This window comes from Porphyromonas miyakawae (assembly GCF_045865415.1).
GTDB lineage: Bacteria > Bacteroidota > Bacteroidia > Bacteroidales > Porphyromonadaceae > Porphyromonas > Porphyromonas miyakawae.
On sequence record NZ_BAAFSF010000002.1, the window covers coordinates 47,552 to 61,528 of the forward strand.

At 44.4% G+C, this 13,977-nt stretch carries 13 protein-coding genes; 6 read left to right on the forward strand and 7 right to left on the reverse strand.

Annotated features, from left to right (window positions below; all coding sequences use genetic code 11):
• Positions 1-7: 7 nt before the first annotated feature.
• The 3 genes from rsxC to ACLWMH_RS05030 form a co-directional block, all read right to left on the reverse strand.
• Positions 8-1,339: an electron transport complex subunit RsxC gene (gene rsxC / locus ACLWMH_RS05020; protein WP_411915659.1), complete on the reverse strand. Its 1,332-nt coding sequence runs from the start codon at positions 1,337-1,339 to the stop codon at positions 8-10.
• A 51-nt stretch (positions 1,340-1,390) separates the two neighbouring features.
• Positions 1,391-2,278: a Fe-S cluster domain-containing protein gene (locus ACLWMH_RS05025; protein WP_411915660.1), complete on the reverse strand. Its 888-nt coding sequence runs from the start codon at positions 2,276-2,278 to the stop codon at positions 1,391-1,393.
• Positions 2,279-2,341: 63 nt separating this feature from the next.
• The gene (locus ACLWMH_RS05030) at positions 2,342-2,779 is read right to left on the reverse strand and encodes a SoxR reducing system RseC family protein (RefSeq protein WP_411915661.1); all 438 of its coding nucleotides are present in this window, start codon (positions 2,777-2,779) and stop codon (positions 2,342-2,344) included.
• Between the two features lie 415 nt (positions 2,780-3,194).
• Between ACLWMH_RS05030 and ACLWMH_RS05035 the strand changes: the two genes are divergently transcribed.
• From ACLWMH_RS05035 to ACLWMH_RS05060, 6 genes are read left to right on the forward strand one after another with little or no spacing between them, the layout of a single operon-like run.
• Positions 3,195-5,822, forward strand: coding sequence for a valine--tRNA ligase (locus tag ACLWMH_RS05035; protein ID WP_411915662.1), 2,628 nt, complete (start codon positions 3,195-3,197; stop codon positions 5,820-5,822).
• A gap of 17 nt (positions 5,823-5,839) precedes the next feature.
• Positions 5,840-6,538 (forward strand): tRNA (guanosine(37)-N1)-methyltransferase TrmD, encoded by a 699-nt coding sequence (gene trmD, locus ACLWMH_RS05040; protein ID WP_411915663.1) that lies wholly within the window; start codon positions 5,840-5,842, stop codon positions 6,536-6,538.
• Position 6,539: 1 nt separating this feature from the next.
• Complete coding sequence (gene pyrE / locus ACLWMH_RS05045; protein WP_411915664.1) at positions 6,540-7,181, forward strand: orotate phosphoribosyltransferase; 642 nt, start codon at positions 6,540-6,542, stop codon at positions 7,179-7,181.
• Between the two features lie 32 nt (positions 7,182-7,213).
• Positions 7,214-7,630: a CoxG family protein gene (locus ACLWMH_RS05050; protein ID WP_411915665.1), complete on the forward strand. Its 417-nt coding sequence runs from the start codon at positions 7,214-7,216 to the stop codon at positions 7,628-7,630.
• On the forward strand, positions 7,623-8,111 hold the full coding sequence (locus ACLWMH_RS05055) for a hypothetical protein (protein ID WP_411915666.1): 489 nt from the start codon (positions 7,623-7,625) through the stop codon (positions 8,109-8,111). The genes ACLWMH_RS05050 and ACLWMH_RS05055 overlap by 8 nt, the downstream gene beginning before the upstream one ends.
• Positions 8,111-10,171: a putative porin gene (locus ACLWMH_RS05060; protein WP_411915667.1), complete on the forward strand. Its 2,061-nt coding sequence runs from the start codon at positions 8,111-8,113 to the stop codon at positions 10,169-10,171. The genes ACLWMH_RS05055 and ACLWMH_RS05060 overlap by 1 nt, the downstream gene beginning before the upstream one ends.
• Before the next feature lie 379 nt (positions 10,172-10,550).
• On the opposite strand, the gene ACLWMH_RS05065 is transcribed toward ACLWMH_RS05060, so the two are convergent.
• The 4 genes from ACLWMH_RS05065 to ACLWMH_RS05080 all read right to left on the reverse strand — a co-directional run bounded on the left by ACLWMH_RS05065 (position 10,551) and on the right by ACLWMH_RS05080 (position 13,973).
• Complete coding sequence (locus ACLWMH_RS05065) at positions 10,551-11,471, reverse strand: hypothetical protein (protein ID WP_411915668.1); 921 nt, start codon at positions 11,469-11,471, stop codon at positions 10,551-10,553.
• A gap of 12 nt (positions 11,472-11,483) precedes the next feature.
• Positions 11,484-12,110: a hypothetical protein gene (locus ACLWMH_RS05070; RefSeq protein ID WP_411915669.1), complete on the reverse strand. Its 627-nt coding sequence runs from the start codon at positions 12,108-12,110 to the stop codon at positions 11,484-11,486.
• Positions 12,111-12,207: 97 nt separating this feature from the next.
• Positions 12,208-12,573 (reverse strand): dihydroneopterin aldolase, encoded by a 366-nt coding sequence (gene folB, locus ACLWMH_RS05075; RefSeq protein ID WP_411915670.1) that lies wholly within the window; start codon positions 12,571-12,573, stop codon positions 12,208-12,210.
• The gene (locus ACLWMH_RS05080) at positions 12,573-13,973 is read right to left on the reverse strand and encodes a C1 family peptidase (protein WP_411915671.1); all 1,401 of its coding nucleotides are present in this window, start codon (positions 13,971-13,973) and stop codon (positions 12,573-12,575) included. Before ACLWMH_RS05080 ends, folB begins: the two co-directional genes overlap by 1 nt.
• Between the last annotated feature and the right edge of the window lie 4 nt (positions 13,974-13,977).

Sequence of the window (13,977 nt, forward strand, 5' to 3'; positions counted from 1 at the left end):
TCGCAAATTATTGTTTTCTTGAACGCATTATTCCCATCACTGTTTGCTTGCCGATGCGAATATAATCAAGCAAAGGTCTATTGGCCGGACAGGTAAAGCTACAGCTTCCGCACTCGATACAATCGAATACGTGCATCTTTTCGCAGCTATCCCAGTCCTTCATCTTACTATCTCTCATCAAGAAAGCCGGGTTAAGTCCCATAGGGCAAGCCCCAACACACTTAGCACAGCGTATACAGTCTCGTAACTCTTTACGTCTACTTTCCTTTTGTGATAAGAGGAGGAGTCCACTTGACCCCTTAGTTACCGGTACAGAAGTATCCACGAGTGCACGTCCCATCATCGGACCGCCACCAATTATTTTGCCGGTATCTTCAGGTAATCCGCCTGCTGCATCAATTAATTGTTGCATGGGCATACCTATACGAGCCAAGAAATTACTCGGATTAGCGAGCTTATGCCCTGTAACCGTAATCACGCGCTCAATAAGAGGTTTATTCTTTTGAACAGCCTGATATATGGCGAAGGTTGTACCTACATTCTGCACAACAGCACCGGTAGAGATAGGCAGCGCACCGCTTGCCACCTGCTTACGGATCACAGCATCAATAAGTTGCTTTTCACCACCTTGTGGATAGCGCTTCTTCAGGGGAACAATCTCAATCCCATTATATGCTTTAGCCACTTCGCTCATTGTGCGAATTGCTTCGGGCTTATTGTTCTCTATACCAATAATGCATCGCTCTACACTAAGCGCTTTCATCAAAATGGTGCACCCAATGATGATTTCTTCCGGATGCTCGCGCATCAATGCATCGTCGCTGGTGAGATAAGGCTCACACTCAACGGCATTGATAATTAGGCATTCCGCTTTTTGTCCCGGTGGAACGGAGAGCTTCACATGGGTGGGGAAGGTAGCTCCGCCCATACCCACTATACCCATCTCGGCAACCTTATCAATGATTTCCTTTGGGCTTAGTGCACACTTTTTGACGATATCTCCCGACCGATCAATGCTCTCTTCCCATTCATCGCCTTCTACATTAATAAAGATGGCAGGTTTCTTGTACCCCGAAGCATCGAAAACAGAATCTATTTTGAGCACAGTTCCCGATACAGAGGAATGAATGTTGGCAGAAACGAAGCCGGAGGACTTAGCGATCAGGGTACCCACCTTAACAGGATCGCCCTTAGCCACACAAGCTGTGGCAGGTGCGCCAATATGCTGACCTATAGGAATCACCACTTGTTTAGGCAAGGGCATTTCTTGAATAGGTCTGCCGGCAGACAACTTGCTTTCAGGAGGATGAATACCTCCAATGCGGAACGTTTTCGGCATACTATTTATATAATTTCTTCTTTTTCTTCTATTCTTACTACTTCCATAAACTTACAGACCGGCATTGGCTGACGGAGCAGTAGCCGGTGCCTTAGCTTCTCCTGCAGCCTCTTCTACTTTCGGCTTGCGAGGAGGGAAGTTTACTTCGTGAATGGCCCCTGTAGGACAAACTACCACACACTTACGGCACATGCGACATTTATTGAAGTCTATATAAGCAAGATTATTTTCAACGGTAATAGCGTCAAAGGGACACTCCTTAGCACACTTCCCGCATCCAATACATGCATTCTTACAAGCTTTCATTGCCACACCGCCCTTGTCCTTATTCACACAAGAAACAAAGACGCGACGACCCTTGGGACCTTTCTTGCGAAGCTCTATAATCATCTTAGGACAAGCCTTCACACAAGCATTACATGCTGTACATTTTTCTTCATCTATTTCAGGAAGTCCCGTCTCATGATTTATATGGAGGGCGCCAAATTTACACGCAAGCTCACAATCGCCGAATCCCAAGCATCCAAAAGCGCAACCAGTTTGACCCGCATACAAAGTGTGAGCCACTTTACAGCTTTTGGCACCTACGTACTCGTTAACTTTAGGACGAACTGCACAATTTCCATTACAGCGTACAACTGCTATTTTCGGGTCTCCGGCTTCCACAGCCAAACCCACAATTGTAGCAACCTTATCCATCACAGGAGCTCCGCCCACGGGGCAGAAAAGTCCCTCTAATGAAGTTGCCGAAGCACATGCATTCGCAAATCCCGAGCAACCCGGATATCCACATCCGCCACAATTTGCTTGAGGAAGTACCTCTTCCACAGCAGTTACCTTGGGGTCTACAAACACTTCGAATTTCTTCGAAACCAAGTACAAGAGCACTGCACTTAGTAAGGCTATTCCCCCTAAAATCAATACGGTATTAAGTATCATACGTCCTCCAATATATAATTATATTTTTAAGAATACTCCCAAGTAATTATCTCTTTCCCTGTCCTAACTATCCGCTTCCACAGAGTTGTGAGGAGGGATTTTTTCAATTGTAAAACTGAGCTTCTTTTCAAAATATCCCCTAAATGGAATGAGAAGCAAGTAATACACTACAATCACTCCCAAAGAAAGAAAAATAGCATTAGGTTCACTCCACTCCAAAGCGCTTAAAGCGATAAATGCAGCTGCTAACAATAGGATGAGAGGCACTATAAAAACAGCAAATATTGCTCGGCGGCCAATTGAATAGGCCCCCTTGAGCATCACCTCTTCACCAAGTTGAAATTGCCCACCAGAGGGCATATTCACCTCCACGCTTCGAGGTTTCTTATCCAACACGGAGCACGAACCGGCGGCATGACACCCCATACAAGCACTTGCTTGCATCACGGTAACAACGATCTTTCCGCCCGAGATAGACTGCACCCGAGCCCGTTGCATCATACAATCCTTATCTGTGTGCTGCACGTATCAAATTTTCTTTAAGTTCCGAATGAACACAACACTCATTTCCTCGGCAAAAGTAGGTATTATTATTGAGTTGACAAAGCGTACAGTCACCATTTCAAGGTATTTCAGAAGAGCGTGATTAGAAGCGGATAGTTTCAGCTCAAAATTATATCTGTAACTTTCAATTGAAACATCTATATCTTTCAATTGAAACATATAGATATATCATCCAAAAGGTACAGATCAATTTAAAGACGCAAAGCAACGCCTTATTTAGGAGTATTGAGAAAGCATCACACTGAAACATGAATTAAGCGAAGCTATACAGATTTTTTGCCGAAAAGCGGTATTAAATGAGGTAAATAGGCTAACTTTGCGGAAAATATAGACAGAAAAGACTATTACAGGAATGGCAGCAAAAGAGCATTTATACGACCCGGGAGCAGTAGAAGAAAAGTGGTATAAGTACTGGATGGATGAACATCTTTTTTCATCCCATCCCGACGATCGTGAACCTTACACAATCGTAATACCACCTCCTAATGTAACCGGTGTGCTCCACATGGGGCACATGCTCAACAATACGCTTCAAGATATACTTATAAGGCACGCCAGACTACAAGGATATAACGCATGCTGGGTGCCCGGAACCGATCATGCCTCCATTGCAACTGAAGCTAAAGTAGTGGCTAAGTTAGCTGAAAAAGGCATTAATAAGCACGATCTCACAAGAGATCAATTCCTTGAACACGCTTGGGCATGGACGCATGAGCATGGGGGGATTATATTGGAACAGCTCAAGCGTTTGGGGGCTTCTTGCGACTGGGATCGTACTGCTTTCACTTTGGACGAAGCACGCAGCAAATCTGTAATAAAGGTCTTCTGTAAGCTTTTTGAGGAAGGACTTATCTATAGGGGCGTACGCATTGTACATTGGGATCCTAAGGCAGAAACGGCTCTGAGTGATGAGGAGGTGATATATCGCGATGTGGTGGGTAAACTATACTGGCTTCGTTATCGATTTGAAGATCCTGCTGATGGCGACTTCCTTGTTGTGGCTACTACGCGTCCGGAAACAATTCACGGGGACACAGCGCTTTGCGTAAATCCCGACGACGAACGCTATAAACAATATATCGGCAAAAAAGTGATCGTTCCCATTGTAGGTCGCGTTATACCTATTATCGCCGACAGCTATGTGGATAGGGAGTTTGGTAGCGGCTGTCTTAAAGTAACTCCCGCACACGACATAAACGACTACAACTTAGGGCAGAAGTATCACTTACCCTCCATTGATATATTCAACAACAATGGCACCCTAAATGAACATGGAGGCGCATACAAAGGCATGGATCGCTTCGAGGTTCGTGATAAAATTGCTAAAGACCTTGAGGCTGCCGGTTTAATGGAGCGCATTGAGACCTATACCAATCGTGTAGGGTGTAGTGAGCGAACCGGTGTGCCGATTGAGCCCAAATTATCTATGCAGTGGTTCCTCAAAATGGAAGATTTAGCAAAGCCGGCATTGGAAGCGGTTGAAAAGGATGACGTACAGCTTATTCCTGCTAAGTTTAAGAATGTCTATCGCCACTGGATGGAAAATATAAAGGACTGGTGCCTTAGCCGTCAGTTATGGTGGGGACATCGTATTCCTGCCTACTATTTGCCCAATGGTGACTTTGTGGTGGCCGAAAGCCCCGAACAAGCACTCGCAAAGGCACAACTTAAGGAGGGGGGAGAGAGTCTCTCTATAGAAGATCTAAGACCGGAGGAAGATTGCTTAGACACATGGTTTAGTTCTTGGTTGTGGCCTATGAGTGTCTTTGGGGACTTCTTCGACGAAAACAATAAAGAGCTTAACTATTACTACCCTACCACAACCCTTGTGACAGGACCCGATATACTATTCTTTTGGGTAGCTCGCATGATCATGGCGGGATACAAGTTCAAAGGGACTCGTCCATTCAAAGATGTATACCTAACCGGCATCGTGCGAGATGCACAAGGACGAAAGATGTCTAAGAGCTTAGGCAACTCGCCCGATCCCATAGCACTGATGAACCAATACGGAGCAGATGCCGTGCGTTGTGGTCTTATGATGGCAACATCAGCAGGTAATGACTTACTCTACGAAGAGTCTCTGATAGAGCAAGGACGTAATTTCTGCAACAAAATATGGAATGCGTTCCGGTTGGTTGAGCAACTTCCTGTAGACAATACATTAGCACAACCGGAAACAGCGCAACAAGCAGTAGCTTGGTTTGAAGGATTCCTCGGAAATGCGATAAAAGAGCTGGATGATCTAATGAGCAAATACCGCATTAGTGAGGCTATGACACTACTCTACAGACTATTCCGCGATGACTTCTCCTCTTTCTACCTAGAGGCAATAAAGCCTCCTTTCGGACATCCGTTAGATGCAGCTACACACAAAAGCACCATTGCCTTCTTCGAGATTCTTCTGCAACTATTGCACCCCTTTATGCCTTTCATTACGGAAGCACTGTGGCAAGAGATAGAACCGCGCCAAAAGGGAGAAAGCATTATGCTAACTCGTATAGCCAAACCCGCACAAGCAAACAACTCATTACTACATGCTGTGGAGGTAATACGCAATGTAATTACCGAAGTACGAAACGCACGCAACAAAAACAACATTGCCAAGAATGAGAAGTTAGTATTGGTTATTCCTCAAGATCATCCCGGTGAAGCAGATGCCCTCCTGATGAAATTGGCAAACGTAGACCTTAAGCAAAAAGATGACTCCGAGGGAATCAAAACAGGCTTTATCGTAGAGACTTATTCGTACTCTCTTCTAATAGATAACGCTGTAGACAAAGATGCCCTTAGACAGAAATTGATGGCCGACTTGCAACATCAAGAAGGCTTCCTAAAAGGAGTAGAAAAAAAGCTATCTAATGCCCGTTTCGTAGAGAATGCTCCTGAGAACGTAGTGGCTATTGAACGCAAGAAAGAGGCTGACGCCAAAAGCCGTATTGCTACACTACAAGCTCAGCTTGCGGAGTTAGACAAGTAACTGCTATACGCTCAAATATGCACGTTGACATCATCACCCTTTTCCCGGACGCTATGCGGGCGATGCTCTCTTACTCCATCTGCCAGAGAGCACAGGATAAGGGGTTACTCTCATTGGGATTCCATGACTTGCGCACTTGGAGTACTAACCGATGGAGACGAGTTGATGACTATCCCTATGGGGGAGAGGCCGGTATGGTGATGGCAGTAGAGCCTATCGCTCGAGCTATAGAGGAACTCAGCTCAACTCATGTCTACGATGAGGCAATATATACCTCCCCCGATGGCGAGCTATTTGATCAAAACATTGCTAACGAGCTTTCTCTAAAAAAGAATTTACTGATCCTCTGCGGTCACTATAAAGGGATTGACCAAAGAGTACGAGATCACTTGATCACAAGAGAGCTGTCCATTGGGAACTACGTACTAAGTGGAGGGGAGCCTGCTGCCGGGATTATTGTGGATGCTATCACAAGACTTATTCCCGGAGCTATTGGTGATGCTGAAAGTGCATTGAGCGACTCTTTTCAAGATGGACTACTCGCTCCTCCGGTCTATACTCGTCCCGCAGAATACAATGGGTGGAAAGTGCCTGACATACTCTTAAGCGGTCATGCCGCTAAGATAGCAGCTTGGCAAGAAGAGCAGGCTTTAGAGCGCACTAAGCGGCTTCGACCCGACCTTTTGGATAATAAATCACTTACTAAGGAACAATAATATGAACCCACACACAAGAGAAATTATAGCACGTCTTTTACTCTCCGTGGATGCTGTTACGCTAAGCCCACATAAGCCATTCACATGGGCTTCCGGAATTCTTTCACCAATCTACTGCGACAATCGTCGTACACTCTCTTATCCTGCTGCAAGAAGCTACGTAAAAATGGCTCTTGCACAGACTGCGTTGGAGCTATACCCCGATGCAGAAGTAATTGCAGGTGTTGCAACCGGGGCTATTAGTTGGGGAGTATTAGTGGCAGATGAACTGGGACTTCCGTTCGTTTATGTGCGTCCTAAGCCTAAAGATCACGGATTAGAGAACTTAATTGAAGGATACTTACCCGAAAACAGTAAAGTAGTTGTGATCGAAGATCTTATTTCTACAGGAGGCAGTAGCCTTAAAGCCGTTGATGCACTAAGAGATGCAGGAGCTAAAGTAGAAGGACTCATTGCTGTCTACACCCATGGATTTCAAGAAGCTGTCGATCGCTTCGCAGATGCCAATTGTGCTTTGGATACGCTTTCTGACTATGATGCAGTAATTGAGGCTGCTTCTAAGGATGGACTTATCAATCCAGAAACAAAAAGCATTCTGATTGACTGGCGTAAAGATCCTCATCACTGGTCTGCTCCAAAATGAAAATAAGTAACGACTAATCGCACAAACACAATATGATCATTCAAAGTAAGGAATATAACGTTGCAGCTTCCTCTACGGTAGTTTTCGAAAAGCTCTCTAATCTTGAGAACCTCAAGCCTCTTGCCGAGCATATTCAAGATGATAAAATTGCAATTGAGATAATTGATAGTACACATTGTCGTGTAACTGCTGATGGTGGACTTTCAGCCCTTTTTGAGATTACCGAGTCCATTCCTAACGAACGTATTACGCTCATTTCTTCCGGTCAAGGTCTTCCCATTTCCGGTAAGTTAACTATTTCTCTTAAGGGGCTTAATGAGGAGACCCAGCTAAGCACAACTTTAGATGCCGATGTACCTATTTTTCTTAGGGGAATGGCAAAACCTATGATGCAGCAGGCAGCAGAGAAACTCGGAGAGACTCTATCTAAAGTTCCCTATAATGCATAACAGATGGGCACAAAAGCACTATTATGGCAAGATACTTTTTACGAGTATCTTGCCGCTGTTTGCGCTTTGTTGTACTCCTGCGGTACGCTCCTCTATTCCATCTTACCCGGTTTATTGCGAGATAGACCTTAATAGTTCTGAGGCAAAAGATTTGCGTGCAGAGGGCGGCTGGATGGTGGTAACACATCCTTCTACAGCAGTGACTCAGCTCGGCTTTGGCGGATTACTCATTATCCACTCCCCCATTACCGATGGCAATGGCAATTCATTTTATGCTTATGATGCAGCTTGTCCAATAGAGCGTTCCGCAAAGGTGCGCTTAACGGTCAATGACAAGCTCAATGCGTATTGCCCCAAATGCCACAATGAATTCAGCATTCTATACGGAGGGGGTAATCCCCTGACCGAGGGCTGCAAAGAGCCTTTACTCCGCTATGCAGTCTATTCCAATGGTTCCATGCTTATTATTCGTAATTACTAATGCGCCCACTTCGTCTCCTTGCATATCTAAACTCGCTTTTACTCTTGATGCTCTTCGGCATTAAGCTTTCCCATGCACAAGAAGACAACGTTAATACGGCTATGCTTACGGGTATTTACCCGGATGATCCGGAGCTAATTCACCGCAAGGAATCATTAAAGGCGTTTACTATGCATCCGTATATTTTTCGCCTTTCTCAAGCAGCCCCCGACACTACTTTTCTCAACTACTACCGTCGCGCCTTTCCGGAAGGTTCCTCTCTTGCTCTTGCCTACAATGGTAATGCTGTAGGCCCCCGTTTGCTACAAACCTATTTTGATCGAGCAAAAGAGTGGAATCCGTTTGTCTTTGGCAATGCTTATAAAGGTCTGCTTTACGAAGCAGACAAAGTGCTCTTCTACGATACTCAATCTCCTTATTCGGATGTTTCTTATTCCAGACATGGTGCTGTGCCACAGAGAGAAGAGCTCTTCGATATGACCTTAGCTATCAACTTTGGCAAGCATCTCAACTTGGGAGGTGACTTTGCCTACTGGTTTTCTCGTGGCAAGTATATAGCACAGCGAAGCAAAGCAGTTAGTTATCGTCTGTTTGGCTCACTAAACCTGGACCACTACGAGCTATATACTTGGGTTGGTAATAATTACTTTCGAATGACTGAGAACGGAGGAATTGCTGATGATAGCTATATTACTCATCCGGAGCAATATGCATCTGCTCGCCGAAATATAGAAGCCATTGAAATACCGGTTCGTTTTCCTTCCGGTGTTGGGAATAGCCATTTTGTAGGGCAAGCCCATCTCAATCACCGCTACAATTTTGGGAAAAAGCACTACTTCTTGGTGGGTAACACACTCCCTAACGGACGACCTGCCGAGCAAGACACTAGTATTTTTGTCTCCTTCGCAAGCATAGAGCACCGATTTGAATACTACAAGGGAACACGCATTTTTGTGGGTAATAATGAAGAACTAAGCAAAGTCTATCCACAGCATAATGCCTATTGGTGGGAACGAACGCGTAAAGACAAAGAGAAGAGTGCCATCCAATTTGAGCCTTTCGATTCCACACGCTATACGAAAATAAATAACACCATCGCCCTTTCTTTGCGTGAAGGCTTCCGCCCATGGGTTAAATTCGGGTTAACCGCCTATGTACGTCTACAAAACCAATTTTATTTCATGCGTGATACCATTCCCGAAAATAATGGGCGAAGTCGGGATTTTTCCACCTATATTGGGGCGAATATTTCGCGCACCGGAGGAAATGGACTACTACAATTTGATGTAACAGGTGAAATGGCTCCTGTAGGACATGATGCGGGGAACATACGACTTGATGGGAATATTAGCACCCTCTTCAAGCTCTGGAAAGTGCCGGTCAATATAAAAGCCTTTGGCTACTTCCATAACCTTAAGCCGCCCGTTTTTATAGAACACCACAGAGGTAGTTATTTACGCTGGGATAAGGATTTTGGATTCATGCAGAAGCTTCTTCTCGGGGGTGTGCTATCAGCACCAAGTTGGGGAACTTCGATTTCTGTTTCTTCTGCTACACTGCGCAATACAATCTACTTTGATGAGGACTTTATGCCTTACCAACATGAGGGCATTGTACAAATACTTGAGGCTCGATTACGCCACAAACTGAACTGGAGAATCCTTAATTGGAATCTTGAGGCCTCCTATCAGATGACCTCTAATGCAAGCGTAATCCCCTTACCCATGCTCAGTGCCTATGCCTCTGTCTATCTTGACTTTTATGTTGCCAAGGTGATGCGGACCCAACTGGGAATTGACGGATACTTCCACACGCGCTACCATGCGCCATACTACGATCCCGCTACGCAACAGTTTATCAATCAAAAGAGCACCTCAGTCGGCAACTATCCGTTACTGAATATTTTTGCCAACTTCAAGCTCCGTCGCTGCCGCTTTTTCCTTGTTTATTACAATGCTGCAGAACTATTTCTCAATCCCAGTGAACGCTTCTCATTAGCTCACTACCCTGTGGATCCGGCCGGGCTTCGCATAGGCATCAGCTTCGATTTCAACAATTAATAGTAGTAAGGGGAAATAAAGTTTGCCCCTTTAAAAGAGTCCTAACAAAAAGCACTGATATTTCTTTTGAAATATCAGTACTTTTCAGTTAAAACATATATACTTCTCAGATGGAACATCAATACCTTTTTCAATAGAGACTCCGAATATCCGGATACAGTTATAGATGAGACAAAAGCATGAATAAATATTTTCATCCTTTCTGATTCGTTCCACGCAGACAAAACTCTATAAGCGTGTTGCTTATACCACAAATCATCATGCCGATCTAAACTATCGGACTGAAATGCAGAATAAAGTTCATTATCTAAAAACTCAAAAAAAAACGCTTCTTCGCACAACTGTGCAAAGAAGCGTTGATACCCGAAAAGGAGTTACTCTATTTACCTAAAGTGAAAGAGATCTGCCCAATTATAGCACCATCCGAGAAAAAGTCTGCCCTGTAACGTCCCTCCAAGAGGGTTTCATTCACATTCCAAAAAAGAGAGACCGGCAATGTTTCTCCGCCATACTCAATCTCTCGCGAAGCCGTAGCAGTAAGAGTCGTTCCTTCAAATTTAAACTGCTCTCCCTGAGGACCGGCGATAGGCTGATCATAGGGGTTAAGGATACGCATATAGATGCGCCTTGCACCTGGCTCTGCTGTAATATTCTTACCAATTATCAGATCAAATCGGAGCGTAGCAATCCGGTTGATTCGTCTTGTAGTCTTACCATGCCGGTCAAGTGTAGCACAGCTTAATTGAGTGGCCTCCAAACGGGCTGCACGGGTAACCTGCTCGCTAAGTTTTCCTTTTTCTGCTTTGAGTTGATTTGCCTTCTGCTCAGAAGCTACATACTGAGTTCTTATTTCTTCGTTTTCTCTTCTTAGGGAGGCGTTAAGTTGCTGCAAGGAGTCTACTTGTACTATATAGCTTCGTAGCACTTTGCGTAGCGATGTTATCTCACTGCTAAGCTCTTTTATTCTCTTGTTATCAGTTGCTTTGGTTTGACGAAGCTCATCAGCAAGTCGCTCTACACGAGCTCTTTCACGAGAGAGTTGCACCATGAGAGAGTCACTGGATAGATGCATAAACTGCTCTCCGTAGCTCATTTCATCTTGTATCTTATCCATCTGAGCTCCATAGTCAGCCTGTAGTTGCTCAAGCTCTTCCTCCATTCGCTCCTTCTCAAGGGCTGCAAAGTCTGCACGCTCTTTTGTAAAGCGGCTGCGCTCTAAATGAAGAAAAATACCGCCTGCCGCTAAAATGAGTAAAACAGCAGCACCTATAATTATCAATAGTTTGGTTTGCTTAGTCATAGTGCTTTTCTATTATTTTACCTGCTTAAATGCTCTTCTTTTCCATTTATATACCACCCTATCCCCTGAATTTACAAGTCCTTCATAACTATCCCGAAGTTGACTATTTGTGCACTCTTCCGGGTGGGCGGTGATAATCATTAATTTTTCTTTTTCATTCCACGAGAGAGCCAAGGGAAGACTGACTCGTAACGACTCTTCGGCATCAGGAAGAAATATACTACCATCCAATTCCGGCAATCCCAAACTTTCCTTGATAGGCGCTCCCTTTGCATCATAAAAACCCACCACTCCAATTCCTTGAGCAGTTGAAATAAGCATGAGTATGGGACGTCTTCTAAACTTCAATTTAGCAAACTGAATTTTCGTAGAAGAGCCTTTATATCGTACCGCAAGCTGGTTCTCTGTGCGTGCCTCTACTATCAATTCTCCGGTTCCCCTAGGAAAGTCGATAGAAGCACCTACAGGCTTCTCAAAAAGCTGTGCCAGTACCCCATCAGCAGAAATAAAAGGTATTTCTCCTTGAGGAAGCTGCGCCATCATCTCCCTAAGATTCTGCGCCTGAAGAAAAAGAGGGGAAAAGAGCATACAGCCTATCAGAATAGGTAAGTGTACCCAACGGAAATATGACTTGTTCATCACATTGCTAAAGCCTTATCACTCATACAAAGATAATGAAATCACCCCGAAAGGAAACGCTTACGGGGTGACACATTTATAAATGAAAGCAATAGGTCTATTTGGAGTATATACGGTGAAGATGAATAGTAGCTCCCTGTATGTGTGCCTTAAAAGGAGGAGTCACCTTCGTTACATCAATCTCTGCCTCTTTTACTTCAGGGGAAAACTCGGCTCCAATACGGGATAGTATCCGACCGGCTAAATGCTCCAAAAGCTTAGAGGGCTGCGCATTCTCTTCTACCACAATTCTGTATAAATCGGCATAGTTAACCGTTGTGGTTACATCGTCTGTAGCTGCGGCTAAAGAGAGATCCAGATAAACCTTAAGTGAGAAGGTAAACCAATTGCCCACCACGCTCTCTTGAGGGAGTACCCCATGATACCCCCTCAGCCGTATATGGTCCAAAGAAATAGAGTCCACTACTCTTCAGGCGCAAACATAGGATCCCAAGGCGGAAGCATAATGGGCTTACGCTTTGTCAGAGCTTTTGCCTTCTCCGTAAGGAAACGCTTCTCCACAACAATACGGAAGGTATATTCATCAAACCATTCGTCAGTCATTATGAGATGCCCCTTGTAACCGGATTCTGCGCCCCAACTATTTTCTACCATCCACTTCGTAGGCTTACCATTAGCATCCAGATCCACGGCGACTAAGGTCATCGCATGGGTGGAGCCGCTTGCCCCTGTGAGAATACGCTCTCTTTTGTCCATATTAAGCGGCATTCCTGCCATAGAGGAATAATCAAAGTTATCCATTGACAAAATACCCGTCTTACGATCCAACTGCTTACCCACATCACAAGAATAGTAGAGCATTCTATTCTCTTTCAGTGAGGCAATAGCCATTTCTTTAAGTTCTTCAATCGGGAGATTCAAATAAGTCCAATTCTCACCATCATAGACATGTCTATCATATTCGATTTCATAGCACTGATTGAATTCCTTAGAGGGATCGTTCATTATCATTACATACTCCTTGCATAAGTCACGCCCGATCAGATCATGATAAAACGACTGCGGAGTGTACTCCTTAGAGGCAATAACTTTCCCTGAGGCATCTTTGAGTGTGTAATTAAACTTAAGGGGAGGCTCACCCAAGTTAAGTACGAGAATACGGTAAACGGCTTTCAGAAGCTCTTTTTTGGTATCCATTAGCTGCTGCTGAGAAGCCCCCTTTGAAGCAGCATCGCGCATACGTATTCCGCCTTGACGCAGTATGGTTGCAATCAAAGAGGACATGCGAGATGTATTATTGCTGGCTGCTGTTTCAGGCATTACATCAGAAGGTACAACCCCATACTTCATAATATTGTCTGAAACACCGGTGAACTGTCCGCCATCTCCAATCGGATGATTAAACAGCCAAATAACTGTTTGGTCACTCATAGGCTTGCTCCTTGTATCAATAATAGCTTGCAAGAAAAGATTTGCTTTCTCAAGCTGATCATAGAAGAAGGAGTAACAATGCGAAAAATAAAAAGGAGTAGCTAAATCATGCTTAATCACCGCCTCACTACGAAGCACATTTAGACCGGTAAACAACCAACAACGTCCCGACTGCTTTTGATCAGTAATACCTACTTGCGGCACACGATAGGTAAAGACATCGTTGGGTTTAGCTCCTCGAACAGCATTGTCAAAGGTCATTCCATTGACTACCAGTATATTTTGTAAAGCTCGATCCGTAGAGCTTAAGGAAGCTGTTTGACGGAGTTCCTTGAGTAATGCGTCATCTATTCCCCCATGCTGGGCACTCAGACTACAAATCGAGAGTACTAAGCACAGAGCAAAAGATGAAATCAGGGTTATTCGTTTCATATTA

Excerpts from the sequence above, each read along its gene's own strand:
- rsxC (WP_411915659.1), bottom strand. The coding sequence starts at position 1,339 with ATGCCGAAAACGTTCCGCATTGGAGGTATTCATCCTCCTGAAAGCAAG.
- trmD (WP_411915663.1), top strand. The coding sequence starts at position 5,840 with ATGCACGTTGACATCATCACCCTTTTCCCGGACGCTATGCGGGCGATG.
- pyrE (WP_411915664.1), top strand. The coding sequence starts at position 6,540 with ATGAACCCACACACAAGAGAAATTATAGCACGTCTTTTACTCTCCGTG.
- ACLWMH_RS05030 (WP_411915661.1), bottom strand. The coding sequence starts at position 2,779 with ATGATGCAACGGGCTCGGGTGCAGTCTATCTCGGGCGGAAAGATCGTT.
- ACLWMH_RS05070 (WP_411915669.1), bottom strand. The coding sequence starts at position 12,110 with ATGAACAAGTCATATTTCCGTTGGGTACACTTACCTATTCTGATAGGC.
- ACLWMH_RS05065 (WP_411915668.1), bottom strand. The coding sequence starts at position 11,471 with ATGACTAAGCAAACCAAACTATTGATAATTATAGGTGCTGCTGTTTTA.
- ACLWMH_RS05050 (WP_411915665.1), top strand. The coding sequence starts at position 7,214 with ATGATCATTCAAAGTAAGGAATATAACGTTGCAGCTTCCTCTACGGTA.
- ACLWMH_RS05080 (WP_411915671.1), bottom strand. The coding sequence starts at position 13,973 with ATGAAACGAATAACCCTGATTTCATCTTTTGCTCTGTGCTTAGTACTC.
- ACLWMH_RS05025 (WP_411915660.1), bottom strand. The coding sequence starts at position 2,278 with ATGATACTTAATACCGTATTGATTTTAGGGGGAATAGCCTTACTAAGT.
- ACLWMH_RS05060 (WP_411915667.1), top strand. The coding sequence starts at position 8,111 with ATGCGCCCACTTCGTCTCCTTGCATATCTAAACTCGCTTTTACTCTTG.
- ACLWMH_RS05035 (WP_411915662.1), top strand. The coding sequence starts at position 3,195 with ATGGCAGCAAAAGAGCATTTATACGACCCGGGAGCAGTAGAAGAAAAG.
- ACLWMH_RS05055 (WP_411915666.1), top strand. The coding sequence starts at position 7,623 with ATGCATAACAGATGGGCACAAAAGCACTATTATGGCAAGATACTTTTT.